Consider the following 24,705-nt stretch of genomic DNA (forward strand, 5'->3'; position numbering starts at 1 on the left):
GGCCATCCCATGCAGGAAACCTACTATGCCGCGACCTATTGGCCTGCCCGTCAGGGCTCGGTCCAGTCATGTGCGGTCCAATCCGAGCGACTCTTCCAGTCGCTGTCGCGGTGTGACACGTCCTTTTCCCACTGGTTTCGTCAGGGCAAGACGCGTGCGGCGGCCTTGAGCCAGGCGTTCCCGACGGACGTCGCGGGACTCGTTACCCTCTTCGACGAGCAAACCCGGGAAGAGGGCAGGAGGCAGACAGACGGATTCTCCGCCGATGTCTGGAATGGACAGTCCGACGAGGATTCCAGCAGCCTCTCGTTCCGCATGGGCGGCGCATCCTCCCGGCTTCCTGAATTCTGCCTGTTGTCTCCCCCCGAGCAAGGGCCCACGGCGGAACGGCTGCTGCGCGCCCCGACACTCGCCCAGGTGCTGCGCGCCATGGTGCGCGCCTTCGAGCCCGAGTGGGGCCTCGCCACCTCCCACGCGCACCGCGACCTCGTGTCCGACTCCGCCGCGCCGGGCACCTTCATCGGCTGGCTCACCTACTTCTCCCACCGTCGCGGCCCCCTTCCCGCCCTGCCCCCTTCCGTCCACCTCGAACCCGTGGACACGCTCGGCACCCTGCTTGTCCTCACCCCGGAGCGCTTCACCGCCACCCGGCCCGACCATCTGGCGCTCGCCCAAGACGTCTCCTCGCGGCTGCAACAAGCCGGCCTGCTGTCACCCCTTCGCCCATAACCGGGCTGGAAACCCCGCGTCGAAATGAACCCCTCGATCGCTCAACCCTGTAAATTCACCGTTCTCAAACAACCAACCCCGTGGTTCCTCAGAAACAAGACGATGACCACCTTGCGTCCAGCGCGGCGGCGGTACCGCCGACCATGAGGGGCGTGTGGGCGCTCCTGTGGCTCGTGGCGACGGGGGCCGGGGCCGCGCCCGAGCGCGCCCTGGAGCGGCTGCTCGCGCACGCGGCCCTGCCCGCGCACCTCGCGCCCCCACCCGACGAGCCCCTCACCGAGGCGCGGACCCAACAACTCTGGCGTGCCCTGCTCGACAGCGCGCCCACCGCACGCACCTTCGCGCCCCGCACCACCCTGGCGCACCTGCTGCGCACCGGCGCCCCGGACTCCCTGCGCGCCCGGGCCGAGCACTTCCGTCCCCTCGTCGTGGTGCGTCCGGACGGCTACGTCTGCGTCGCCCTCACCGGCGCGCCTCTCGCCTGGCTGGGTCCGCCCACCCTCCTCGACGGCCACCTGTCCGTGCACCGCCTGCGTGTGGGCGCCTTCTACTTCGACCGGGCGGGCGTCTTCTTCGCCGTGGACGACGCCTTGCGGCCCACGGGGCCCCCCCTGGGCCGCGACCCCGCCACCGCCGCCCTCCTGGGCTCCCAGGACGCCGTCGAGCAACTGGCCCTCGCCCTCGCCCACCTCCTCGTGCACCCCGTGCGCTCACTCGAAGGCCTGAGCCAACTGCCCTCCGGCCTCGCCCACCTCCTCGCCACATCTCCCGAGTACTTCGCGCGCTACGGCGCCCTGCCCCTGGAAACCCAGGTCCGCGAGGCCTCGCGGCTGGCCACCCACCTGCTCACGCTCCAAGGGGGCCTCGTCGCCCAGGGGCCCAGACTGGCCGGAGCCGCGCGACTGCCCGTGCTCACCCTCTCCGCCCGGGGCGAACTGGTGCTGGGCAGCATCGCCACGCCCGTGGCCGCTCCGGCCCTCGTGGCCCACGCGGGCGCCGCCTCCCTCGTCTTCATGGCCCAGGGCATGCCGCCTCCGGGTGGCCCCGGACAGTGGCTCCAGAAACCCGAGGGCATGTCCTCCGAGGCCCAGCGCTACCAGTCCCAGGTGACGGGCGCCCCCGAGGGCTGGGTGTACCGCGTGCGCACCGGCCCCGGTCCCAAGGACTTCGTCGACTTCGACGGCTTTCGCGACGGTGTCCTCCTCGAGGCCAAGGGTCCCGGCTACCAGGATCTCCTGCGCAAGATGTATGGGAAGGACTGGTTCAAGGGATTCGACCAACTTTTCGGACAAGCCGAGCGTCAGATGAGAGTCCCCGGAAGCAACCCCATCCAGTGGCACATCGCGGAACAAGACGTCGCGCTTCGACTGCGGACGGCCTTTCGTGACGAGGGCCTGGGCCGGATCAAAGTCATTCACACTCCCATCAAATGATGAGCCCATGAACGAGACCTATTATCTGGGCGTGTACTGGCCAGCGCGAGCGGACTCCGCGGAGCAGTGTGCCCAACACGTCTCTCGACTGTTTCAGTCACTCGCGGCGTGTGATCCCAAACTCACATCTTGGTACAACAAGGGCTGGACCCTCGAAGAGGCCTTGTCCAAACGACTGGACACCCAAGCCTCGGTCCTTCACCGGCAATTCTCCAGGCGAGAAGCCTCCGCGGAGACCCCTCGAGCTGACGGCTATTCGTTGAGAATCTGGAACGGCGAGCCGGACGAAGGCAGCGCAAGCCTTTCCATCCGCTGTGGAGAAGGCTCTCCCTGGATTCCCAACAGCTGCGTGCTCACCCCCCCCGAGCAAGGGCCCACGGCGGAGCGACTGCTGCGCGTCCCGACGCTCGCCCAGGTGCTGCGCGCCATGGTGCACGCCTTCGAACCCGAGTGGGGCCTCGCCACCTCCCACGCGCACCGCGACCTCGTGTCCGACTCCGCCACGCCGGGCACCTTCATCGGCTGGCTCACCTACTTCTCCCACCGCCGCGGCCCCCTTCCCGCCCTGCCCCCTTCCGTCCACCTCGAACCCGTGGACCCCCTCGGCACCCTGCTCGTCCTCACCCCCGAGCGCTTCACCGCCACCCGGCCCGACCATCTGGCGCTCGCTCGAGACGTCTCCGCGCGGCTGCGACAGGCCGGCCTGCTGTCACCCCTTCACCCCGAGTCCTGCTGACGCCTCGTCACCTCGCGGCCCGCTACGCCCGAGGTCGGTGCCGCTGGATGACGGATGCGCCGCCCTCTGCTAGGTAATGGGCCCCCCTTGGGCCTCCCTTGCCCCGCCCGTCCGCACCCCAGACGGGGCTCGTCCCGTCAATGACATCCCACTCCAGGTCGCGTGCCCTCGCGGCCTTCCTGCCCGGCTCGCTCGTACGTGCCCTGCAGGAAGACGACACCCGGCCGCGCGAGGGGGCCTGGCACGAGCAACCCGGCGCGGTGCTCTTCGCCGACCTCACGGGCTTCACCGCGCTCGCCGAGACGCTGGACCGGGGAGACCCCTCGGGCGCCGAGCAGCTCCGGGGCATCCTCGATGCCTGCTTCTCCCAGCTCATCGGCACCCTGCGGGCCCACGGCGGGGACGTGCTGCGCTTCGCCGGGGATGCGCTGGTGGCGCTCTGGCCCGCGGAGTCCTGGGACGGCCTGCCGCGCGCGGTGGAGCGCGCGGCCCACTGCGCCCTGGAGGCCCAGGCCCTCCTGGAGGCCGCGCCGCCCCAGGGCGGGGTGCGCACGCGCCTCAAGGTGGGCATCGGCGCGGGCCGGGTGCGGCTGTCCGACGTGTGCGGCGAGCAGGGGCACTGGGACTTCCTCGCCTCGGGCGAGCCGCTGCTGGAGATGACCCAGGCGGAGCAGACCGCCCAGCCCGGGGAGATCATCCTCGGCCCGCAGGCCTCGCGGCACCTGCCCCACGCCCGGGGCGAGCCCCGCGGCCCGGTGGGCTTCCGGCTCACGGGCCTGCCGCCCCTCGCGCCCAGCCCGGTGCGCGCCGTGGAGCCCCCGCCCCACCTGGAGTCGGCGCTGCGCGCCTACCTGCCCCGCATCGTCTCGCTGCGGCTGGAGGCGGGCCATGGCCAGTGGCTGTCCGAGTTCCGCACCGTCACCGTGCTCTTCATCAACCTGGGCGGCCCGGCGCTCGCCGCGGGGCACCACCCCGCGGAGCTGCAACACACCTCGCGCATCCTCCAGGCCATCCTCTTCCGCCACGGGGGCAGTGCCCACCAGATGGTGGTGGACGACAAGGGCGTGGTGATGGTGGCGGCCTTCGGCCTGCCCCTGCTCTCGCACGAGGACGACGCGGTGCGCGCGGTGCTGGCCACGCTCGAGATGCGCGCGGCGCTGCGCGAGCGCGGCATGCCCTACCGGTTGGGCGTGGCCACCGGGCGCGTCTTCTGCGGCACCATCGGCTCGGACACCCGGCACGAGTACGTGATGGTGGGCCACACGGTGAACCTGGCGGCGCGGCTGATGCAGGCCGCCGTGGACGACGTGCTCTGTGATGGCGCCACGCTGGCGCGCAGCTCCGAGCGGCTGCGCTTCGAGCTGCTGCCGCCACTCAAGATGAAGGGCATCACCCAGCCGGTGCCCATCTTCCGGCCCCACGAGAACGGGCTCGGTCCGGACAGCCGGCGCGGGCTGCCGGTGGTGGGCCGCGAGCCCGAGCGCGCCCAGCTCGCCGCGGCCGTGCGCGCGCTGGCCGACACGGGCACCGGCCGCACCCTGCTCATCGACGCGGAGGCCGGCATGGGCAAGTCCGTGCTGGTGGACGAGGCGCTCGAGGGCGCGCGCGCGCTGGGCGTGTCCACCGCCCAGGGCGAGGGCACGTCCGAGGAGCGGGCCCGGGCCTACCACGCCTGGCGTCCCGTGCTCGCGCGGCTGCTCGGCCTGGAGGCCGCGCCGGACCCTGGCGCCCGCGCCGCGATCCTGCTCGAGCGGCTGCGGCACCGGCCCGAGCACGTCGCCTGGGCCCCCCTGCTCAACGGGGTGCTGCCCGTGCAGCTGCCCGAGGGCGACGGCCTCCAGCACATGACGGCCGCGCTGCGCGGCAGCAACACGCGCGAGCTCCTGGTGCAGCTGCTCGACGACGCCTGCCGCGAGCGGCCCCGCATGGTGGTGCTGGACGACGCGCACTGGATGGACTCGGCCTCGTGGGAGCTGGCGCTCGCGGCCCAGCGGCGCGTGCGGCGGCTCTTGCTCGTGCTCTGCGCGCGGCCCCCCACCGAGACGGCCGACACCGGGCACCGGCAGCTGCGCGAGGCGCCGGGCACGCGCCTGTTGACGCTCGGGCGCATGCCCGAGGAGGACGTCCTGGCGCTCGTGTGCCAGCGGCTCGGCGCGCGGCGGCTGCCCGGGCCGATGGTGACGCTCTTGCGCGAGCGCGCCGAGGGCCACCCCTTCTTCGGCGAGCAGCTGGCGTGTGCCCTGCGTGACGCGGGCCACCTCGTCGTGGAGCGCGGCGACTGCCGCTGGGCGCCGGGCCCGGGTGGGACGGCGCCCCCGGGCCTGCCCAGCACCATCCAGGGCCTGCTCATCAGCCGCATGGACCGGCTCACGCCCCAGCAGCAGCTCACCCTCAAGGTGGCCAGCGTGCTCGGCCGGGCTTTTCCCCTCGTGCTCCTGCGCGACATCCACCCGGTCGCCTCGGACCGGGAGTCGCTGGCCGAGCAGCTGGACGCGTTGCACCACCTGGGGCTCGTGCAGCCCCAGAAGGCCTCGGCCCAGGGGCCCGAGTATGCCTTCCAGCACATCCTCATCCAGGAGGCCGCCTACCACCTCATGGCGTTCGCCCAGCGGCGCGAGCTGCACCGCGCCGTGGCCGAGCACCACGAGCGCGCCGAGCACAGCGAGGAGCGGCTGCCCCTGCTCGCCCACCACTGGCACCGCGCCGAGCAGCCCGAGCGCGCCCTGTCCTACCTGGAGCGCGCGGCCGAGACGGCCTCGGGGCGCGGCGCGCCCCGGGAGGCCATCGCCCTGCTCACCCAGGCCCTGGCGCTGGCCACGGGGGGCGCGCCGCCGCTCGGGCCCCTGCGCGCCACGCGCTGGAATGCCCGGCTCGCCCAGGCCCACCACGCGCTCGGGGACATGGACACCGCGCTCGCCCACGCCGACCGCGCCCTCGCGCTGCTCGGCGACACCCGGCCCACCACGCGCTGGGCCTGGGGACGGCGGCTCGTGCGCGAGGGCGGCCAGCACCTGGTGGGGCTCGCCCTGTCGCGCGGGTGCGCCGCGACCGGCCCGGACGAGCACCGCGAGCGCCTCACGCTCGCCGCGGGCCTCTTCTCCCTGCTCGCCGAGCAGAGCTTCTACGACGACCGGCTCCTGGAGAGCATGGCCTGCAACTTCGCCGCGGTGAACCGCGCGGAGGCCGTGCGCGCCTTCTCCACCGCGGCCGTGGCCTACAACGCCCTGGGCTACATGGCGGGCATGGGGCGCTCGCGCCCGCTCGCGCGGCACTACTTCCGCCGCGCGGCCACGCCCGGCCCGAGCCCCCACACCGACGTGGTGGAGGGCGCCTACCACCTCACCTTCGGCCGGTGGGAGGAGGGGCTCGGACAGGTGGAGCGCGGCATCGCCGCGGCCCGGCGCATCAACGACTGCTTCACCCAGTGCACGGGCCTGGAGGTGCTGGGCATGGGCCTGGAGCTGGCGCGCGCGCCGGGCGCCGCCCAGGCCGTGCGCGAGACGATGTTGCAGGTGGCCACCGAGGCGGCGAGCGCGGTGAACACCATGTGGGCCCTGTCGGAGATGGCCACCACGCTGTTGCACCTGGCCCGGCCGCGCGAGGCCGCCGAGCGACTGCGCGAGGCCCAGGCCCTGCTGCCACGCTCGGATCCGCTCGCCGTGCTGCGCTACCACTGCAACGCGGCGCTCGTGGCCCACCGCACCGGAGAAGACATCCAGGCGCGCGGCCACGCCCACGAGGCCCTGCGCATGCTGCGCGCCCGCCCCGTGGTGGTGTGGTCCGACGTCACCTCGCTCAGCGCCCTGGCCCAGGCTTGTCTGGAATTGTGGGAGGACGCCCAGGGCGCGAGCGCCGCCGTGTGCGGGGAATTCCGCGCCCTCACCCGTGACGCGCTGCGCGTCCTCGTCAAAGCGGGTCGGCTCTACCCCACCGCGCGCAGCCGCGCCGAGCGCCTGGCCGGCACGAGCGCCTGGCTGGAGGGCCGCCGCGAGCGGGCGGTGCGGCTGTGGCGGCGCGCGCTCGCGTCCGCGCGGGAGCACCGTCTGCCCACGGACGAGGCCCTGGCCCACCAGGCGCTCGCCCGCGCCGCGCCGCCCACGAGCGCCACCCGCGCGGTGCATCGACACCAGGCGCGCCGCCTGTTCGAGCACCTGGGTGCTCACGGCTTGATACAAGCACTGGACAGGTGGGAGTACCCTTCAACACTCCCCTGAGGGACATGTCCTGAAAACGTGACCCTGTGAAATGCTTCACAGCAATACGGCCGCGGGAGGTTTACGCTGTCGGCCAGCGCGGGGGGGGGAGCGGTTTTCAAAAATCGCCCGCGAGGAGTCACATACATGCCGTCGAGCCTCTGGACTCACGACTTCATGGACGAGATGCGGCTGCAGGGAGATCCGCTCGCCGATGGAGTGATCGAGAAGCTGTTCGCGGATGGAAGCGTGGCGTCGGTCAACCAGCTCTTGCACACGCTGGTCGGCAATGACGACCTGCCGTCGAACAAACTGCCCGTGGACGTGCAGCAGTATCTGCTCCTCACCCGGCCGGTGCTCACGCGCACGGACGTGGAGAAGCTGCGGCGGGCCCAGGAAGTCTTCGAGCTGTTCGGCCCCGAGGTGATGATGATCCTCGGCTTCTATTCGCTGCCGGCGGCGTACGCGGCGCGCCGGGGCGTGCAGGTGCTCGCGCGCACGGGCAACCTGTCCATCAATCCGGTGCGGCGCGTCTTCGAGACGGCGCAGATGGTCGTGGATGTGATGAGCCGGGGCGGCCTGGAGCCCGCGGGCCGGGGCGTGCGCACCACCCAGAAGGTGCGGCTGTTGCACGCGGCGGTGCGGCGGCTCATCCGCAAGGATCGGCGCGGCGCCTGGGCGGAGCAGGAGCTGGGCGTGCCCATCAACCAGGAGGACATGGCCGGCACGCTGATGACCTTCTCCTATGTGGTGCTCGAGGGCCTCAAGGCGCTGCGCATCGAGCTCACCCCGGAGCAGCAGGACGCCTGGCTGCACGCATGGAAGCTCGTGGGGCGCACGCTCGGGGTGCACGAGCGGCTGCTGCCCGACGGCCTGGACGAGGCGCGCATGCTCACGCGCTTCATCCGCGAGCGGCAGGTGGAGCCCAGCGCCGAGGGCGTGGCGCTCACGGCCGCGCTCATCGAGGGCATGAAGGCGATGGTGCCCGCGCCGCTCGAGGGGCTGCCGGCGAGCATGATCCACTTCTTCCTGGATCAGGACCAATGGCAGGGGCTCAACGTGGCGGACATGCTGTGCGTGCCCCAGCCGGACTGGACGACGAGCATCGCGCAGGCCATCACCTACGTGGGCGGCTTCACCGACTGGGTGGGCGACCACACCTTCCTGCCGGCGCGGCTCGTGCGGCTGGTGAGCAAGGACATCGTCGAGGCGATGCTCCGCACGGAGGTGGGCGGCAAGCGCGCCCTCTTCCAGATTCCCGAGGAGCTGCGCGGCGTGTGGAACCTCAAGGCCCGGGGGACGCGTCCCTCGGGGCGCCACCTCGCGGTCGGCCCGGACAGCGGGCTGAGGGTGGCGTGAGTCATGCACCCGTCCCTGATGGTGCACACGCTCCCCGGTGGAGCGTTTGATCCCCTCGCGTGGTTCAACGTCGTGGGCGAGCTGGGGTGTGTGCTGTGGGTGGTGGCGTATGGCTTCATCATCCGCCAGTGCTTCCAGGACAAGTCCTATGGCCTGCCCCTCATCGCCATCTGCATGAACCTGGCCTGGGAGTTCCTGGCCTCGTGGGTGCTGCCCAACCCCGTGCCGCTGTGGCTGTTCTTCGATCGGGTGTGGTTCTTCGTGGACCTGGTCATCGTCTACCAGTTGGTGCGCTACGGCCCCGCCCTGCAGCTGGTGCCGGAGCTGCGCGAGCACTTCCACGCCATCGTGCTCGGCACGGTGATGCTGTCCGTGTTCGGCCTGTATGCCTTCCACGTGCAGTACCATGACCTGTTGGGCCTGATGGGCGCCTTCATGGTGAACCTGGTCATGAGCGTCGCCTTCGTCTTCTTCTACTTCGCCCGGCGGCAGCAGGGCGGGCGCGGCCTGTCCGTGCCGGCCGCGTGGTGCAAGATGCTCGGCACGCTGGGCACGTCCATCGAGTGTCACTGGGTGATTGGCCAGACGCAGAGCTGGCTCGGAGGGCTGCACTTCCTCACCTTCCTGAGCCTGTCCATCCTGCTGTTCGACGCGCTCTACCTGCGGCTGGTGATGAAGGAGGTGCTCGCGCGCGTCCCCGAGCGAGCTCACGCCGCGTGGGCGATCGGCGCCGTCCGGCCGCCCACGCACACCGCCTCGTGGAAGGGGTCCACGGGCAGGTAGTCACACAGGGCGCGCCACACCGCGCGCCACCGCTCGCACCGCGCCTCCTCCCACAGCACCAGCAGGGGCAGGGCCGAGTGCCAGCGCCGGGGCTCGGAGCGGGCGCGGTAGGCGCGGCACCACGCGCGGTAGCGCGACACCGAGGGCGCCGCCGAGGGCGCCGCCACCCCGGCCTCCCCCGCCTCGCGCAGGCTGTCCCCCAGGAAGAGGATGAACTCCGGCTCGTCCCCGTCCAGCCGGCTGGCGCGCGCGCCGAGCAAGTCCTGGTAGCGGGCCACCGTGAAGTGCAGGGGCCGCGTCAGGGGCGACACGGTGCCCGTGCGCGTGCGGCCACACGCCGAGCCGCGCCACTGCCCGTCCCGCTCCACGAGGAAGCGGTAGTGGTAGCAGGTGCCGGGCTCCAGCCGCGTCACGCGGACCTTGAGGGTGTGGTCGCGCTCGGGCGAGGGCACCAGCCCCGTCACGTCCACCACGCACCGCGTGAAGTCCGCGTCCTGGGCCACCTGGAGCGACACGGACAGCCGCGCGCCGGGCTCGAGCGGATCCACCACCCGCGTCCACAACACCACCTCGTGGGCGCCCGGCTCCCCCGAGGCCACCGCCTGGGGGAAGTACGCCGGCCCCGCGTCCAGGGCACGCACGCGCGGGCAGACTCGGGCTGGGGACGGGACTGGGGGCATGGCGCTCCTCCACGGCGGCCCGGTCCTGGAGGGGACCGGGGAGAACCACCGTACGGGCGGGCGTCCCCTCGCTCCGATTGCCCCGCGGGGCAGGGTGTCCGCTGCCCACCACCGCCCGCGCGCGAGGCATCCACTACCGGGCGATCAGCCGCCGTCGTCGGGCCGGGCCTCGCGCGTCATCTCCACCATGGTGGGGCGCCAGCCCAGCCGCTCGAAGAGCCGCCGCGCGGAGCCGTTGCCCACCGCCGCCATCAACATGACCCGCGGCACGCCCCGCTCGCGCAGGCCGTGCATCAGCGCCTCGGCGAGCGCCGCGCCCACGCCCGTGCCCCGGGCCGCGGGCTGCACCCACAGGTCATGGAACTCGCCGTGGGGCTCGCGCAGGGCGTTCCAGTCCCGGCCCTCCACGGTGCCGTAGGCGTAGCCCAGCACGGCCCCGTCGCGCTCGGCCACCAGCACCACCGCGCCCGCGCGCTTGAGCTCCTTGGTGAGCCACCACCGGTAGCCGGACTCGGCGTCGTCGCCGGGCGCCATGAAGCGCCGCGAGTCCTGCGCGTGGTGCATCCGGATGAGCGCCGCGCCCATGGCCCCGAGCGCGGGGCCATCCTCGGGCCGGGCGGGACGCACGCGCCAGGCGGACGGAGCGGACAGGCTCACATCGCCGCCGTGTGCTCGGGCCCCCGGGGCAGCTTCACCCGGAAGGTGGAGCCCTTGCCGGGCGTGCTGTCCACCTCGATGGCGCCGCCCAGGCCCGAGACGATGCCGTAGCAGATGGACAGGCCCAGGCCCGTGCCCGTGCCCGGGGGCTTGGTGGTGAAGAAGGGGTCGAAGATGCGGCCGAGGTGCTCGGGGGCGATGCCCACCCCGTTGTCGCGCACCTCCACCATCACCCAGCCCTCGTCGCGCTGGCGCGCGATGATGCTCACCCGCGGCTCCTCGCCATTCTTGGTGGCGTAGCCCGCGTTGTTGAGCAGGCCCATGAACACCTGCTCCAGGCCCTGCTCGCTGCCCCACACCGTGGGCACGTCCTGGAAGTCGCGCACCAGCTGCGCCCGGCCCAGGTTGTAGCTCGCCCCGGACACGGCATGGTCCAGCACCTCGCGCAGGTCCACCTGCTTCTGCGGCTCGCCGTCCAGGCGCGAGAAGAGCCGGAAGTCGTTCACGATGCGGAGGATCCGCTCCGCGCCGATGAGCGCGTCCGAGCACACCTCGCCGAGCTCCCCCGAGTCGAGCGGGCGGCCGCCCTTGGTGTGCTCCTCCAGCTCCGAGCGCATGAAGCCCACGCTGGCCATGATGACGCTCAGGGGGTTGTTGATTTCGTGCGCGAGCCCCGCGGTGAGCCGCCCGAGCGCCTCGAGCCGCTGGGCCTGCACGAGCCGGACCTCCAGCTTCGCCCGGTCCTCCATCTCCTTGCGCAGCCGGTCATTGGCGACCGCCAGCTCCTGGGTCCACGCCTCCACCTCGCGCGTGAGGTCCTCCATGCGCCGGTGGCTCTGGCGCAACAGGCTCCACTTCTCCGTGAGCGCGTGGGCGAGCTGGCGCACCTCGATGTTGTCGAAGGGCTTGCGCAGGATGAGCAGGCGCTGGCTGACGCCCAGCCGCTGGGTCATCTCCTCCCACGAGTAGTCGGAGTAGGCCGAGCAGAGCACCACCTGCAGGTCCTCGTCCTCCTTCCACAGGCGCAGGGCCGTCTCCACGCCGTCGATGCCCGGCGGCATGCGGATGTCCACGAAGGCCAGCGCGTAGGGCCGGCCCTCGGCCATGGCCGCCTTCACGCGCGCCACGCCCTCCTCGCCCTGGTGCGCCGAGTCCACCTCGAAGCCCACGTCCGCGCTGGGGGCCGCCACGCCTCCGAAGAGCGCCGCCTCCATGGCGTCCAGCGCGGCGGTGGCCGGCGGCGCGCAGAGAATCTTGCGGAAGTCCTGGTGGATGGCCTGGTTGTCGTCCACCACCAGAATGCGGCGGTTGGCTGTGCTGGGCCCGCTCATACCCTGCTCTCCTCGCCCGAGACGGGCAGCTCAATGATGAAGGTAGCGCCCTGGCCGCGGCCCTCGCTCGCGCAGGAGAGGGACGCATCCATCTCCGCCGCCGCCAGCGCGCTGGTGTGGAGGCCAAAACCGTGGCCGTCCTTCTTCGTGGTGAAACCCTGGGTGAACAGGCGGGATGCATCCTCCGGTGCGATGCCTATCCCATTATCCACCACCGCGATACGCAGCCGAGCGTCCGACACGCGCTGCACGCGGATGGTGATCAATTTGTCCGCCCTGCCGCTCTCCACGAGCGAGTGGCGCGCGTTGCTCAGGAAGTTGAGGAGGATTTGCAAGAGCTTGTGCCGGTCCACCCGCACGAAGTCCCCCTCGGTGTACTCGCGCCGCACGCCGATGCCCACCCGCTCGAGCGCCACCGCCTGCAGGCGCAGGGCGTCATCCAGGAGCCCCGTCACGTCCAGGCGCTCCACCACGTCGTCGGAGAAGCGCGCGTGCTGCTGCTGCATGCTCACCACGGACTTGATGTGGTCCAGGCTCGTGAGCAGGGTGCGCACCTCATCCAGGAGCTCCGAGCGCTCGCGGCCCAGCTGCTCGGACAAGGCGCGCAGGTAGTCGGGCAGCTGCCGGCCCCGGGCGTCCTCGGCGAGGAAGGCGGACAGCTCGGCGGTGCTCGTGCCCAGGAGCGACGCGGCGCGCGCCAGCCCCGGCTGCACCCGCGAGTGCTTGAGCCGCTCGGACATCAGGTTCACCGACACGTTGACGCTGTTGAGCGCGTTGCCCACGTTGTGCAGCACCCCGGTGGCGATCTCCGCCATGCCCGCCTTGCGCGAGGCCTCCACCAGCGAGCGGTGCATCTCGCCCAATTGCGTCTCGGCCGCCTTGCGCTCGGTGATGTCGCGGCCGAAGATGGTCATGCCCACCACCTGACCGGACAGGTCCACCACCGGGTTGACCGAGATGTCCAGCACCCGGGGCCGCTTGAGCAGCGAGGGGGACGCCTCGAAGCGCACGCGCTTGCCCGCGAGCACCTGGTTGGCGCACACCTTCCAGGTGCGCAAGAGGCGCGCGGGGGTGCCCTCCGGGAAGAGCGGCTCGCCCGGCCGGGGCTCGCGGCCCAGCACCTCGCGGTACAGCGCCCCGAGCGCCGGGTTGGCCGCGATGAGCCGGCCCTGGGCGTCCACCGAGCACACCACGTCCTCGGTGTTCTCCAGGAGGCTCGTGAGCTTGCGCTCGTGCTCGCGCAGCGAGCGCAGGGCGCGCTCCAGGGCGAGGTTGGCGTTGTCACGCGCGAGGAAGAGCAGACACGTGAGCGCCCAGCCACTCAACAGGCAGAAGGCGGTGGAGAACTCGCGGCCCCAGGTGAGCGCTGGCTGGCCCAGCAGCAGGGGCCGCGCGAGCGCCGCGTCCACGCTCACCAGCAGCGTGAAGAACAGGCCCAGGCGCGGCCCCAGCAGGTACACCGACACCAGGGGGATGAGCATGCAGAAGACATGCGCCCCCATCGCCGCGCTCCGGGTATTGAACCCGGTGGCCAGGTAGCCCCCCGTGAGCATCGCGCACAGCAGGATGGACGCCAGCCACGTCGAGCCCCGCCAGTGCAGCACCACGAACGCCAGCCCGTAGCCCAGCGCGCACACCGCGCCAATGCCGATGAAGGGCAGGGGCTGCTCGGTGTGCGGCACATAGGAGACGAGGAACAGCGCGTCGCACATGAGCAAAAGGCTCAGCGCCGCCACCAGCAGCCGGCCCCGGCTCAGCTCCTCGGTCGGCGCCGCGCGCACCCGCTCGGGGAGCAGCGCGTCCAACACGGGCAACAGCCGGGCCACCCGCCCCCCGGGCATGACCCCGCGGCGCCGAGGCACCTGGGCCTCGCCGCCTGCCACCGCTTCCATCCGGGTCGTGGACATGCTCGCCATGGGCTCGCGGCGCACCCCCGCGCCAGGCGCGCGAGTATGCCCCAAACCCGTCTAGCCTCGCAGAGCCGAAGAACCAGCCCCCCCGGCCGCCTGAGTCCCGGCTCACCCCCCGGGGGGTATCAGGCGTCCCACTGCACGTGGAAGCGGGCGGCGGGGCCCTCCTGGGCGAGCAGCCCGGCCCGGGCGGCCCGGCCGCCGGCCAGCGCGATGCTCGCCTCCAGGAGGCCCTGGTAGTAGGCCGGCTGCCCCATGACCTCGTTGATCCACACCGCGCAGCGCGTGGGGGCCTCTTCCTCCAGCCGCGCGTGCACGTAGTTGTCCGCGCTGCGCAGGGTGGTGTTGAAGCGGCGCAGGAAGCCCAGCGGCCCGAGCTGCCCGGCGGCGCTGCGCAAGGAGCGGCCCATGCACGTGTACAGGAGCCCCTCGAGCACCTCGTGGCCCAGCCGCCGCCAGGCCTCGTCGGCGGGCAGCCGCGGGTACACGTCCGCCACGGTGATCTCCAGGGCGCGCCACCACGTCTCCACGGGGTAGACGGGCAAGAGCGGCCGGGTGAGCTCGATGCCGGTGCGCTCCAGGGCCCGGGTGGCCGGCGGCGACAGCCGGCCATTGAGCGCGACCCGGAAGAGGCCCTCCACGGTGTGCTCGAACACCCATTGCCGCTGCTGCATCGCCCGCTCCCTGGGAAGAACCCGAAGGAGCCAGGACTAGGGCGCGCGGCGCGGGGATGCCAGGACGCGTCATCGGGCACGCGTCCCCAGGGGTGGATGTCGGACACTCGGCCCCACCGGGAAGGGCCCCGGTGTTCACCACCCGATAGGCCGCGGACTCAGGGCTCGGGCTGGACGGCCGCGGTGGAGGGGGCCGTCGCGGACGCCTCGGGCTCGGCGGGCGGCGGGTGCGCGTGGGCCCGGCGGTACTCCTCGTACCCCTTGGAGTAGGTGCCGCCGAAGAGCTTGTCCAGGTAGGCGAAGAAGCCCGCGTAGTTGCCGAAGAAGCGCCGGTGGTGGAAGTCGTGGTAGGCGGGCCCCTTGTAGAAGGGCACCAGCAGGCCCGGGTTCCACGGCACGTCGTAGCCCGAGTGACCGTCGGCCGCCTCGAACTGCCGGAAGACGATCCACAGCCACAGCGTCACCACGTGCGCGCCCACCAGCGACGGGCCGATGAGCACGAGCGTGGAGGTCAACACGAACTCCACCGAGTGCATGTAGTTGCCCGTGAGCGCGAAGGGCGTGGTGATGCGGTGGTGCACCGCGTGCACGTGCTTGTAGAGCCAGCGCGTGTGCAGGGTCCGGTGCATCCAGTAGTAGAGGAAATCGTCCAGGACGATGAAGAAGGCGATCTGCGCCACCATCACGTACCAGGGCGGCAGCACGCCCGCGTGGATGCCCGGCAGGTCGCGGATGAGGGGCCAGACGAGCACGAGCGACAGGAACGACAGGGTGCCGTTGACGAGGAAGCGCCCGAGCGAGGGCCAGAACCAGCGCTGGATGGGGAAGTCACGGCCCTGCACCCGGTACTTCTTGAGCGACTCGGGATTCTTGTAGGCCACCCACGTCCAGGGCAGGGCGAACACGAGGAACGACGTCATGCTCAGCAGCGTCGAGGCGGCGCCGACGAGCAGGAATCGCTCCTCCCGGTAGATCTCCAAGCTGCTCACGAGTGCGTCGATGGCGCCTTGCATTACCGCCCTCCCGCGGAGCAGCGAATGCCAGGACCACCCCACCCCGCCATCGCGCTATCCGGTTGGGCGACAGCTTAACCGGACAAGCGGTCCGCCGCGAGCCATCCACCAACTCTCCCGTGACGCGACTCGGCGAGCCGGCGTCCGCCGCACCGCTCCCCGAGCGACCAGGAGTTCACGGGATTAGAGGTAGCTGCCAAAGAGCATCGTCACGCGCTCGCTCAGGCGCTTGATGAGCCCGCGGCGGCGCCACGAGTCCCAGCGCACCTCGGTGGAGTGCGCCAGGTCTTCCTCGAAGGCGTGCGCGAGCTGCGCGGCCATGTCGGGGTCGTCCACCACGAGCGAGCCCTCGTCGGCGCCGATGGCGAGCGCGTCCAGGTTCGTCGAGCCCACCATGGACAGGCGGTCATCCACGAGCATCGTCTTGGAGTGCATCATGGACACCTGGTACTCCCAGATGCGCACGCCGTTCTCCAGCAGCCGGTCGTAGGTGGCGCGCTGCCCGGTGTGCACCGGGGGGATGTCGTGGTGGCGCCCCGGCGTGAGCACGCGCACGTCCACGCCCGCCTTCGCCTTGGCGACGAGCATGTCCTGGATGGCGCGCGTGGGGATGAAGTACGAGTTGGCGATCCACAGCCGCTTCTTGGCCGAGGCGATGGCCAAGAGCGACATGCGCTCGGCGTTGGTGAGCACGGGCGCGCCCGTGTGGGTGACGAAGCCCGCGCGCGCCTCGCCCGGCGCGTCGATGACGTCCGGGAAGGCCTCGGGCGGCAGCATCTCGCCCCCCGCCTCCTGCCAGTTCTGCGCGAAGGCCAGTTGCATGCCGCGCACCGCGGGCCCGCGCACGTAGATGTTGGCGTCGCGCCACTCCTCGGGCTTGCGCCCGCCGCCCACCCAGCTCTTCCAGATGCCCCAGCCGCCCGTCATGCCGCGCACCCCGTCGAACACGGCGAGCTTGCGGTGCAGCCGCGCCTGGAAGCGCTCCAGGTTGAGCTGGGACATGGTGCCCTCCAGGGGCCGGAAGATGCGCACCTCGCACCCGGCCGCCACCAGGTGCGGCCCCACGTTGTCCGCGAAGCGCAGGCTGCCGAGCGGATCCACCAGCACGCGGCAGGTGACGCCCGGGGCGCGCTCGCGCAAGGCCTGGATGAGCCGGTCCGAGGGGTCTCCCGGGCGCCAGATATAGACGACGATGTGGATGCTGGAGCGCGCGGCGCGGATCTGCTCCTCCAGCTTGTCGAAGACATGGCCGTTGTGCACGAGCTCCACCGCGTTGCCCGGCTCGAGCGGCACGCCCACCGTCTGGTACCAGGCGAGCGACATGCCCTCGCGCGTCTCGGGGATGTCGTCGCGGATGCGCAGCGCGAGCCGATGGTTCGGCAGGGGGCACCCCGTGAGCAGCAGGGTGAGCAAGGGAAGGAGCCAGCGCGTCGTCACCGGGGGAAGCTAGTCATGGCCAACCGGACTGGACCCCGAGCCGGAGGCGCACGTCGGCCAGGCGACACCCGTGCTGTCCCCGAGGACCCTCACTGTCCGTTGCTGGCCGCCGCCGCCGCCGGGGGACGCCCGATGGGTGGACGCGGGCCCCCCGCCTCCCCATCCCTGGGTCAGCATGTTCCGCGCCCCGCCACCGTCCGCCGCTCCCTCGATGATCCGCATCACCCTCGCGGCGGCCCTCGTGGGCCTGCTCGCGCCCGCCGGGGCACGCGCCGAGACCGACGCGCCCACGCGCGAGCCCTCCCAGGTGGACCTGGGCCTGGGGGGAGGGGGCGCCGCCACCCAGCGGGTGGAGCCGGAGCGCACCGCGCAGCGGCCCCGCGGTTGGCGGCCCCTCAACGAGTCGCCACCGACGCCTCAGAACGCGCCCGTGCCGCCGGGGGCATGGGCCGCCTATGGCGCGTTCACCGCCCTGCCCCTGGGCGGCGTCTACGGCGCGAGCCGGCTGGGGGGCGAGCGGCTGTGGGTGACGACGGCCGAGACCGTCGCGGGGGGGGTGGTGGGCTCCCTGCCTGGCGCGCTGCTCTTCATACAACCGGCGGCGGCGGGGGGCCGGTGGACGGAGCCGGACGTGGCGGCGTTCGGGGCGGGCCTGGTGCTCACGCCCCCCGCGGCGGCCCTGGGCACCTGGGGGCTCGGGGAGCTGGCCTTCGGGGGCAGCGAGCACCGGGGGCGCGCCTTCCTCGGCGCCCTGGGCGGCGCGGCCGTGGGCACGCTGCTGGGCGTGGCCCTGCACGGGGTGATGGAGGAGGTCGTGGGCAACCGCGAGGCCCTGCAGGGGTTTCGCAAGTACGTGGCGCTGGGCGTCATCGGCTCGGGGGCCACCCTGGGGTATCAATGGGCGGGGGGAGGCCGCGCCGCTCCCCCCCTGCGTCCCCTGCCCTGAGGAGTCCCGTCCATGAGCCGTTTCGCGCCGCTGTCCTCCCTGTGTCTGCTGCTCGCCCTGGTGTCCGCCTGTGGCGGGGCGGACTCGGGAGACCCCACGAAGGTCACCTACGCCGACGCCCTGGGGGTGGACCTGGACGCCATGCGCCGCAGCGACTCGGGGCTCTACACGCTGGACCAGACGGTGGGCACCGGCGTCGAGGCCGTCGACGGCCGCTCCCTCGAGGTCCACTACTCGGGCTGGCTGCCCGACGGCACCCTCTTCGACAGCAGCCGCTCCCGGGGCCGCACCTACACCTTCATCCTGGGCCGCGGCAGCGTCATCAAGGGGTGGGACGAGGGCCTCGTGGGCATGCGCGTGGGCGGCAAGCGCCGGCTCATCCTCCCCTCGGACCTGGGCTACGGCTCCTCCGGCCAGGGCTCCATCCCCCCGGACGCCGTCCTCGTCTTCGACGTGGAACTCGTCTCCGCGCGATAGAAGTTAGAACTCAAACTTCTACCGCTCTCGCGGAGAACTTCGCGATTACCCAAATACTTTGTTTTCCAACTTGTAAGAACCTTCCAGGGCAAGGTATGTGTTCAAACGTTCGCGTCCCCGTGAACGTCGACACCCTGCGTCATCACCTGGAAGGAAGCCCCATGCGCGCTGTGCGGAATGCGTTGTTCCTCGGTTCGGTGCTGTCCCTGGCTGCTTGCGGTGGAAACGAGCTGGACTCGCGGGCGCAGGACGAGCTGGGCCAGAACCTGGCGCCGCTGCACCAGGCCGCGCCCGGCATGGGCATCCAGGGCGACTACATCGTCAAGGTGAAGGAGGGCGCCACGGCCCAGGACGTGCTGGCCCGCGTCGGCGTGTCCCCCGGGCACATGTACGACCCGTCGGTGCTCAACGGCTTCTCGGTGACGCTCAACGAGGCCCAGCTGCTCCAGCTGCGCCAGACCCCGGGCGTGGAGTTCGTGGAGGAGGACCAGTTCGCCCTCCAGTCGGCCACCCAGTCCAACGCGACGTGGGGCCTGGACCGCATCGACCAGACCTCCAACACCCTCAACAAGACCTACACGTACAACACCACGGCGGCCAACGTGCACGCCTACATCATCGACACGGGCATCCAGAGCAACCACCCGGACTTCGGGGGGCGCGCCTCCATCGGCTATGACGCGACGGGCGGCAACGGCCAGGACTGCAACGGCCACGGCACGCACGTGGCGGGCACGGTGGGCGGCACCACCTACGGCGTGGCCAAGGCGGTGCGCCTGTACGGCGTGCGCGTGCTGGGCTGCGACGGCTCGGGCAGCAACTCGGGCGTCATCGCCGGCATCAACTGGGTGCGCACCAACCACAAGAAGCCGGCCGTGGCCAACATGAGCCTCGGAGGCGGCTACTCCTCGACCATCAACACCGCGGTGACCAGCCTGGCCAACGCCGGCGTGTTCGTCGCCGTGGCCGCGGGCAACGACAACGGCAACGCCTGCAACTACTCGCCCGCCAGCGCCCCCATCGTCACCACGGTGGGCGCCACCACCAGCACCACCGCCCGCGCCAGCTACTCCAACTACGGCAGCTGCGTGGACATCTACGCCCCGGGCAGCAGCATCACCTCCGCCTGGATCGGCAGCCGCACCAGCAGCATCAGCGGCACGTCCATGGCGTCCCCGCACGTGGCCGGCGTGGCCGCCCTCTACAAGGCGACCTACGGCGATGCGTCCCAGGCCACCATCGACACGTGGCTCAAGAACAACGCCACCAACAACGTCGTGACGGGCAACCCCTCGGGCACCGTCAACAAGCTGCTCAACAAGAAGACCCTGTAGGCCGCCGCCCCGGCTCCCGGCGCCCCACCGGCCGGGAGCCGCCCCCTCTATCCAGCCTATCCGGGATTTTACAGACCAGCTCTAAATTCTTAGGAATCTATAAAAGCCCATTGATTCTTCTTTCCGGGTTTTGCTATGTCAGGCGCCGTTCACTTCGGTGAGCGCTGTCTCCCTGCGTACTCTCCCCTGGAAGGAAGCCCCCATGCGCGCTGTGCGAAACGTGCTGTTCATCGGGTCCGTGCTGTCCCTGGCTGCTTGCGGTGGAAACGAGATGGACATGCAGCAGGAGGAGCTGGGCCAGAGCCTGGCGCCGCTGCACCAGGCCGCGCCCGGCATGGGCATCCAGGGCGACTACATCGTCAAGATCAAGGACGGCGCGAAGGCGCGCGACGTGGCGGCCAGCCTCGGCGTGTCCCCCGGCCACATGTACGAGAACGCCCTCAACGGCTTCTCGGTGACGCTCGACGAGGCCCAGCTGCTCAAGCTGCGCCAGAACAAGAACGTCGAGTTCGTGGAAGAGGACCAGTTCGCCCTCCAGTCGGCCACCCAGTCCAACGCGACGTGGGGCATCGACCGCATCGACCAGACCTCCAACACCCTCAGCAAGACCTACACCTACACCGCCACCGCCTCCACGGTGCACGCCTACATCATCGACACGGGCCTCTACACGGCCCACTCGGACTTCGGTGGGCGCGCCTCCATCGCCTATGACGCGACGGGCGGCGACGGCAAGGACTGCAACGGTCACGGCACGCACGTGGCGGGCACGGTGGGCAGCGCCACCTACGGTGTGGCCAAGGCGGTGCGCCTGTACGGCGTGCGCGTGCTGGGCTGCGACGGCTCGGGCACCAACTCGGGCGTCATCGCCGGCATCGACTGGGTGCGCGTGAACCACAAGAAGCCGGCCGTGGCCAACATGAGCCTGGGCGGCGGCGCCTCGTCCGCCATCAATACCGCGGTGACCAACCTGGCCAACGCCGGCGTGTTCGTCGCCGTGGCCGCGGGCAACGACAACGGCAACGCCTGCAACTACTCGCCCGCCAGCGCCCCGGCCGTCACCACGGTGGGCGCCACCACCAGCACCACCGCGCGCGCCAGCTACTCCAACTACGGCAGCTGCGTGGACATCTACGCCCCGGGCAGCAGCATCACCTCCACCTGGAACAACGGTGGCACCAACACCATCAGCGGCACGTCCATGGCGTCCCCGCACGTGGCCGGCGTGGCCGCCCTCTACAAGGCGACCTACGGCGATGCGTCCCAGGCCACCATCGACGCGTGGATGAAGAACAACGCCATCAACAACGCCGTGACGGGCAACCCCTCGGGCACCGTCAACAAGCTGCTCTACAAGGGCACGCTGTAATCCCGCCCGCGCGCCCCCTTCTCGAGGGGGCGTGACGGACACCCCGGGCATCCTGGCCACCCGCGTGGCGCCAGGGCGCCCGGGGTTTCTTCGTTTGGGGGTACACTCCCCGCCCAGCCATGACCGATTTCATCGACGTGCACGACGGCGCGCTGCCGCCCGCGCTGTGCCAGGAAGTGCTCCAGGTCTTCGCCAAGAGCCCCCACGTCACCCGGGGCCAGACCGGGGGCGGCGTGGACGTGAGCAAGAAGGACAGCCACGACCTGCTGCTCAACCCGCATGCCGAGTACCAGGACCTGGTGCGCCGGCTGCTCGACCATGCCTTCCCGCCGCTCAAGGCCTACCTGCGCCGCTACCTCTACCTCTTGGTGGGCGCGGTCTCCCTGTCGGTGAAGCACCCCAAGACGGGGCAGCTCGTGACGCTCACGCGGGAGAACTTCGATGAGCTGGGCGAGCCGAACTTCAACCAGCTCGTGGGCTTTCTCTACCGCTACGGCAACCTGCAGGTGCAGCGCTACGTGAAGGGCTCGGGGGGCTACCCGCACTGGCACTCGGAGGTGTTCCCCAAGGACGCGAGCTGCGAGCCCCTGCACCGCGTGCTCGCCTTCCAGTTCTACCTCAACGACGTGGCCGAGGGCGGCGAGACGGAGTTCTTCTACCAGGAGAAGAAGGTCGCCTCGAAGGCGGGCCGCATGGTCATCTTCCCCTCGGGCTTCACCCACACCCACCGGGGCAACGTGCCGCGCTCGGGGGACAAGTACATCATCACCTCCTGGGTGCTCTTCCAGCGCGCGGAGACGCTCTACGGCGGCCGGCCGCCCCCCTGAGCGGGCGTGAAGGCCCGGGCGTGAGGCGCGGGCCGCTCAGGCCTTGGGGGACGAGGCCCAGGAGGCGCGGTAGGTGACGCCCCGCGCGTCCGTGCGCAGCACGTCCACGTGGGGCGCCTCGGCGCCGCCCACGCGCATGCCCGCGAGCACGATGCCGGCCACGAAGTGGCGCAACACCTCGTGCGTCTCGTTGAACCACAGGTCCATCTCCGTGGGCGACACGTCCGAGAGCACCACGTCCGTGTAGTTGTTGCCCGAGCGGAAGTTCTTCCGGCTGCGCTGGAGCATGCGTCGGGGCCCGAGCAGCTTGAGCGTGGCGAACATGGCGCGGCCGATCATCGTCTCCTGGTAGCCGTCGATCATCCGCTCGCCCAACCGGCGCCACGCCTCCTGGGGCATGTCGTCCGGGAAGGCGAAGGGCGCGCTCAGCTCGATGCACCGGCTCCACGTCTCCATCGGGTAGGCGGGCAGCAGGGGCTTGTCCAGGTCCACGCCCGCGGTGCGCAGCTGCGCCTTGAGCCCGGGGGGCACCCCGCCCGGAAAGGCGCGCGAGAAGAAGCCCTGGATGGTGTGGTGGAAGATGAGCGGCGTGTCCGACATGGAACATCACCCTAGCGCGGCGACCTCGCGGGTGGGAAGTCGGACCAAGAAGGTGGTGCCGACCTCGCCGGTGCGCACCTCCACGTGCCCGCCGTGCCCGTCCACCACCTGGCGCACGATGTACAGCCCCAGCCCCAGGCTGCCCGCCGGGCGGAAGGAGGACACGCCCCGGCGGAACGGCTCGAAGAGCACGGGCAGGAGCGACTCGGGAATGGGCTCGCCCTCGTTGTGCACCTCGAGCAGGGCCTCGCTCCCGGCGTGGGAGACGCGCACCCGGACGGCGGTGTCCACGCGCGCGTGCCGCAGGGCGTTGCCCACCAGGTTGCAGAGCACCTGACGCAGCCGCGGCCCGTCCCAGTCCCCCAGGCACGCGCCCGGCCCCTCCAGCACGACGCGGCCCCCGGGGTGCGTGAGGGAGAACTCCTCGAGCACCTCGCGCCCCAGGAGCACCAGGTCCACCGACGCGCGCGCCAGGGGCAGGCCCCCGCCGAGTCGGCCCCGGGTGAAGTCCAGGAGGTCCGACACCATGTTGCCCATGAGGTCCGCGCTGTGGGCGATGCGGCTCGTCATGCGCAGGAGCGTCGCGGGCGGCGGGTTCTCCATGCGCTGGAGCGTGCGCGCGCCCAGGGAGATGGCCTGCAGGGGGTTGCGCAGGTCGTGGCTCACCATGCCGAGGAAGCGCTGCTCCAGGGACTCCTGGTGCCGGGCCTCCTCCTTGGCCAGCCGCTCGTCCTCGAAGAGCCGCGCGCGCCCGAGCGCCTGGGTGCACAACTGACAGAGCGACTCCACCTGCGCCAGTTCCGCCACCGAGAAGCGGCGCGGCGTGGCGAAGCTCAGCCACAACAGGCCGACCACCTCGAGGCCCTCGCGCAGGGGGACGCCCAGCCAGGCCCGGCCGCGCGCGTCGCGCACCTCCCGGGTGAACGCGGGCCAGTCCCGCTCGATCGCCGCGTCGTCCACGAGCTGCACCGGGCGGCCCGTGCGCACCACCCGGGAGAAGGGCAGCGTCTCGAACAGCGGGCAGGTGGGCTGGATGACGCCCTCCTGGTAGCCGTTGTGCATGAGCGGGCGCAGCACGTCCCCATCCACCAGCGCCACGATGCCCGCGAAGGCCCCCATCGACTGCAGGCCGTGCGTGAGCAGCGCCCCGCACACCTCCTCCGGGGTGAGCGCGTGCGCGAAGGCGGCCGTGGTGGCCAGGAAGTCCGTGGCGCGCCGCTCGGCTTGCGCGCGCTCGGTGATGTCCTGGCAGATGCCCGCCACGTCCTCCACCCGCCCGTCGGGCGTGAAGCGCATCCGCCCCCGCACGGACACCCACCGCACCCGCCCATCCCCCGCGTCCACCGTGCGGCCCTCCACCTGGAACATGCCCCCGGACTCGCCCGCGAGGCAGCGCCGCGCCGCTTCCATCATCTCCGCGCGGTCCTCGGGGTGCAGCCGCTCGCCCACGCGCGCCAGATCCACGGGCGCGCCCTCGGCGAGGCCGAACACCTCCCGCGCCCGCGCATCGCAGTGGTACACGTGGCTGCCCAGGTCGTAGTTCCACGTGCCCAGCTCCGCCGCGTCGAGCGCGAGCCGCAGCCGCCCCTCGCTCGATTCCAGCTCGCGGTAGAGCCGCTGCCGCTCCTCCCCGGCCTCGTCCCGCTCCCGCTCGCGCTGCAGCTCACCGCGGCGCATGCGCACCAGCGCCCACGTCTGGGCCACCAGGTGCTTGGGCTCGATGGGCTGGGGCACGTAGCCATCCGCCCCGTCCTCGAACAGCCGCGACTCCAGCTCCGCGTCCTCCATGAGCGCGGACACGTAGAGCACCGGAATGGCGGCGGTGGCCGGCTGCGTCTTGAGCAGGTGGCACACCTCGAAGCCGCTCATGTCCGGCAGGCGCACGTCCAGGAGCACCACGTCTGGCTGTCCCACCGCGGCCGCGAGCGCCCCGCGTCCGGTCTCCGCCTCCACCACCTCCATGCCCGCCAGCCGCAGCGTCTGGGCGATGAGGTAGCGCTTGCTGTCCGTATCATCCACCACCAGCACGCGGCCGTGGATCCGGGGGCCGTTGGAGGCACACCCCTCGGACGGCGCGGAGGCGGAGGAAACACGACGACTCGACAAGGCGGTGACTCCCTCGGCCAGGGGGGGTTGGCGCATCCGGTTGTGCCACGGTCCGGGCGGCGATCCTGTCCGCACACACAACACCTGTCGACCACCATCCGTGTCCAACAA

Annotated in this window: 20 protein-coding genes; 11 read left to right on the forward strand and 9 right to left on the reverse strand. The window is 71.6% G+C overall.

Going from position 1 to position 24,705, the window contains the following annotated elements; all coding sequences use genetic code 11:
• Positions 1 to 9: 9 nt before the first annotated feature.
• The 6 genes from I3V78_RS40070 (at position 10) to I3V78_RS02160 (ending at position 9,233) form a co-directional block, all read left to right on the forward strand.
• Positions 10 to 729, forward strand: coding sequence for an immunity 52 family protein (locus I3V78_RS40070; protein ID WP_338023447.1), 720 nt, complete (start codon positions 10 to 12; stop codon positions 727 to 729).
• Between the two features lie 143 nt (positions 730 to 872).
• Entirely contained in the window at positions 873 to 2,162 is a 1,290-nt protein-coding gene (locus tag I3V78_RS02140; RefSeq protein ID WP_204484652.1) for a Tox-REase-5 domain-containing protein, read from the forward strand.
• Positions 2,163 to 2,169: 7 nt separating this feature from the next.
• On the forward strand, positions 2,170 to 2,898 hold the full coding sequence (locus I3V78_RS39785; protein WP_275583470.1) for an immunity 52 family protein: 729 nt from the start codon (positions 2,170 to 2,172) through the stop codon (positions 2,896 to 2,898).
• Between the two features lie 140 nt (positions 2,899 to 3,038).
• Positions 3,039 to 7,112, forward strand: coding sequence for an AAA family ATPase (locus I3V78_RS02150; protein WP_204484654.1), 4,074 nt, complete (start codon positions 3,039 to 3,041; stop codon positions 7,110 to 7,112).
• A 126-nt stretch (positions 7,113 to 7,238) separates the two neighbouring features.
• Complete coding sequence (locus I3V78_RS02155; protein WP_204484655.1) at positions 7,239 to 8,450, forward strand: oxygenase MpaB family protein; 1,212 nt, start codon at positions 7,239 to 7,241, stop codon at positions 8,448 to 8,450.
• 3 nt (positions 8,451 to 8,453) lie between these two features.
• The gene (locus I3V78_RS02160; protein ID WP_204484656.1) at positions 8,454 to 9,233 is read left to right on the forward strand and encodes a transmembrane-type terpene cyclase; all 780 of its coding nucleotides are present in this window, start codon (positions 8,454 to 8,456) and stop codon (positions 9,231 to 9,233) included.
• Here I3V78_RS02160 and I3V78_RS02165 read toward each other — a convergent pair.
• The 7 genes from I3V78_RS02165 to I3V78_RS02195 form a co-directional block, all read right to left on the reverse strand.
• On the reverse strand, positions 9,158 to 9,874 hold the full coding sequence (locus I3V78_RS02165; RefSeq protein WP_204484657.1) for a PhoD-like phosphatase N-terminal domain-containing protein: 717 nt from the start codon (positions 9,872 to 9,874) through the stop codon (positions 9,158 to 9,160). The two genes, I3V78_RS02160 and I3V78_RS02165, sit on opposite strands and share 76 nt — an antisense overlap.
• A gap of 183 nt (positions 9,875 to 10,057) precedes the next feature.
• The gene (locus I3V78_RS02170; protein ID WP_338023448.1) at positions 10,058 to 10,570 is read right to left on the reverse strand and encodes a GNAT family N-acetyltransferase; all 513 of its coding nucleotides are present in this window, start codon (positions 10,568 to 10,570) and stop codon (positions 10,058 to 10,060) included.
• Entirely contained in the window at positions 10,567 to 11,901 is a 1,335-nt protein-coding gene (locus tag I3V78_RS02175; RefSeq protein WP_204484658.1) for a hybrid sensor histidine kinase/response regulator, read from the reverse strand. The genes I3V78_RS02170 and I3V78_RS02175 overlap by 4 nt, the downstream gene beginning before the upstream one ends.
• Positions 11,898 to 13,808 (reverse strand): ATP-binding protein, encoded by a 1,911-nt coding sequence (locus I3V78_RS02180; RefSeq protein WP_204484659.1) that lies wholly within the window; start codon positions 13,806 to 13,808, stop codon positions 11,898 to 11,900. Before I3V78_RS02180 ends, I3V78_RS02175 begins: the two co-directional genes overlap by 4 nt.
• Positions 13,809 to 13,936: 128 nt before the next feature.
• Positions 13,937 to 14,485 carry a DUF2378 family protein gene (locus tag I3V78_RS02185; protein ID WP_204484660.1) on the reverse strand — a complete coding sequence of 183 codons (549 nt, stop codon included), beginning with the start codon at positions 14,483 to 14,485 and terminating at the stop codon, positions 13,937 to 13,939.
• A 158-nt stretch (positions 14,486 to 14,643) separates the two neighbouring features.
• Positions 14,644 to 15,498, reverse strand: coding sequence for a sterol desaturase family protein (locus I3V78_RS02190; protein ID WP_204484661.1), 855 nt, complete (start codon positions 15,496 to 15,498; stop codon positions 14,644 to 14,646).
• Between the two features lie 183 nt (positions 15,499 to 15,681).
• The gene (locus I3V78_RS02195) at positions 15,682 to 16,935 is read right to left on the reverse strand and encodes a phospholipase D-like domain-containing protein (RefSeq protein ID WP_204484662.1); all 1,254 of its coding nucleotides are present in this window, start codon (positions 16,933 to 16,935) and stop codon (positions 15,682 to 15,684) included.
• 175 nt (positions 16,936 to 17,110) lie between these two features.
• On the opposite strand from I3V78_RS02195, the gene I3V78_RS02200 reads away from it, so the two are divergent.
• The 5 genes from I3V78_RS02200 to I3V78_RS02220 all read left to right on the forward strand — a co-directional run bounded on the left by I3V78_RS02200 (position 17,111) and on the right by I3V78_RS02220 (position 21,888).
• On the forward strand, positions 17,111 to 17,881 hold the full coding sequence (locus tag I3V78_RS02200; protein WP_204484663.1) for a hypothetical protein: 771 nt from the start codon (positions 17,111 to 17,113) through the stop codon (positions 17,879 to 17,881).
• A gap of 12 nt (positions 17,882 to 17,893) precedes the next feature.
• Entirely contained in the window at positions 17,894 to 18,358 is a 465-nt protein-coding gene (locus I3V78_RS02205) for an FKBP-type peptidyl-prolyl cis-trans isomerase (RefSeq protein WP_204484664.1), read from the forward strand.
• A gap of 161 nt (positions 18,359 to 18,519) precedes the next feature.
• Positions 18,520 to 19,692 (forward strand): S8 family peptidase, encoded by a 1,173-nt coding sequence (locus I3V78_RS02210; RefSeq protein ID WP_204484665.1) that lies wholly within the window; start codon positions 18,520 to 18,522, stop codon positions 19,690 to 19,692.
• A gap of 202 nt (positions 19,693 to 19,894) precedes the next feature.
• The gene (locus I3V78_RS02215; protein WP_239576256.1) at positions 19,895 to 21,061 is read left to right on the forward strand and encodes a S8 family peptidase; all 1,167 of its coding nucleotides are present in this window, start codon (positions 19,895 to 19,897) and stop codon (positions 21,059 to 21,061) included.
• A gap of 119 nt (positions 21,062 to 21,180) precedes the next feature.
• The gene (locus I3V78_RS02220; protein ID WP_204484666.1) at positions 21,181 to 21,888 is read left to right on the forward strand and encodes a 2OG-Fe(II) oxygenase; all 708 of its coding nucleotides are present in this window, start codon (positions 21,181 to 21,183) and stop codon (positions 21,886 to 21,888) included.
• Between the two features lie 36 nt (positions 21,889 to 21,924).
• On the opposite strand, the gene I3V78_RS02225 is transcribed toward I3V78_RS02220, so the two are convergent.
• Positions 21,925 to 22,488, reverse strand: a complete 564-nt coding sequence (locus tag I3V78_RS02225) for a DUF2378 family protein (protein ID WP_204484667.1) — start codon at positions 22,486 to 22,488, stop codon at positions 21,925 to 21,927.
• Positions 22,489 to 22,494: 6 nt separating this feature from the next.
• Complete coding sequence (locus I3V78_RS02230) at positions 22,495 to 24,594, reverse strand: hybrid sensor histidine kinase/response regulator (RefSeq protein WP_204484668.1); 2,100 nt, start codon at positions 24,592 to 24,594, stop codon at positions 22,495 to 22,497.
• Positions 24,595 to 24,705 lie beyond the last annotated feature (111 nt).

The organism is Archangium primigenium, from assembly GCF_016904885.1.
GTDB classification, from domain to species: domain Bacteria; phylum Myxococcota; class Myxococcia; order Myxococcales; family Myxococcaceae; genus Cystobacter; species Cystobacter primigenius.

What these genes read in the sequence shown, in the direction of transcription:
- I3V78_RS40070 (WP_338023447.1), top strand. Translation starts at nt 10, where the DNA reads ATGCAGGAAACCTACTATGCCGCGACCTATTGGCCTGCCCGTCAGGGC.
- I3V78_RS02140 (WP_204484652.1), top strand. Translation starts at nt 873, where the DNA reads ATGAGGGGCGTGTGGGCGCTCCTGTGGCTCGTGGCGACGGGGGCCGGG.
- I3V78_RS39785 (WP_275583470.1), top strand. Translation starts at nt 2,170, where the DNA reads ATGAACGAGACCTATTATCTGGGCGTGTACTGGCCAGCGCGAGCGGAC.
- I3V78_RS02150 (WP_204484654.1), top strand. Translation starts at nt 3,039, where the DNA reads ATGACATCCCACTCCAGGTCGCGTGCCCTCGCGGCCTTCCTGCCCGGC.
- I3V78_RS02155 (WP_204484655.1), top strand. Translation starts at nt 7,239, where the DNA reads ATGCCGTCGAGCCTCTGGACTCACGACTTCATGGACGAGATGCGGCTG.
- I3V78_RS02160 (WP_204484656.1), top strand. Translation starts at nt 8,454, where the DNA reads ATGCACCCGTCCCTGATGGTGCACACGCTCCCCGGTGGAGCGTTTGAT.
- I3V78_RS02175 (WP_204484658.1), bottom strand. Translation starts at nt 11,901, where the DNA reads ATGAGCGGGCCCAGCACAGCCAACCGCCGCATTCTGGTGGTGGACGAC.
- I3V78_RS02180 (WP_204484659.1), bottom strand. Translation starts at nt 13,808, where the DNA reads ATGTCCACGACCCGGATGGAAGCGGTGGCAGGCGGCGAGGCCCAGGTG.
- I3V78_RS02185 (WP_204484660.1), bottom strand. Translation starts at nt 14,485, where the DNA reads ATGCAGCAGCGGCAATGGGTGTTCGAGCACACCGTGGAGGGCCTCTTC.
- I3V78_RS02190 (WP_204484661.1), bottom strand. Translation starts at nt 15,498, where the DNA reads ATGCAAGGCGCCATCGACGCACTCGTGAGCAGCTTGGAGATCTACCGG.
- I3V78_RS02200 (WP_204484663.1), top strand. Translation starts at nt 17,111, where the DNA reads ATGTTCCGCGCCCCGCCACCGTCCGCCGCTCCCTCGATGATCCGCATC.
- I3V78_RS02205 (WP_204484664.1), top strand. Translation starts at nt 17,894, where the DNA reads ATGAGCCGTTTCGCGCCGCTGTCCTCCCTGTGTCTGCTGCTCGCCCTG.
- I3V78_RS02210 (WP_204484665.1), top strand. Translation starts at nt 18,520, where the DNA reads ATGCGCGCTGTGCGGAATGCGTTGTTCCTCGGTTCGGTGCTGTCCCTG.
- I3V78_RS02215 (WP_239576256.1), top strand. Translation starts at nt 19,895, where the DNA reads ATGCGCGCTGTGCGAAACGTGCTGTTCATCGGGTCCGTGCTGTCCCTG.
- I3V78_RS02220 (WP_204484666.1), top strand. Translation starts at nt 21,181, where the DNA reads ATGACCGATTTCATCGACGTGCACGACGGCGCGCTGCCGCCCGCGCTG.
- I3V78_RS02225 (WP_204484667.1), bottom strand. Translation starts at nt 22,488, where the DNA reads ATGTCGGACACGCCGCTCATCTTCCACCACACCATCCAGGGCTTCTTC.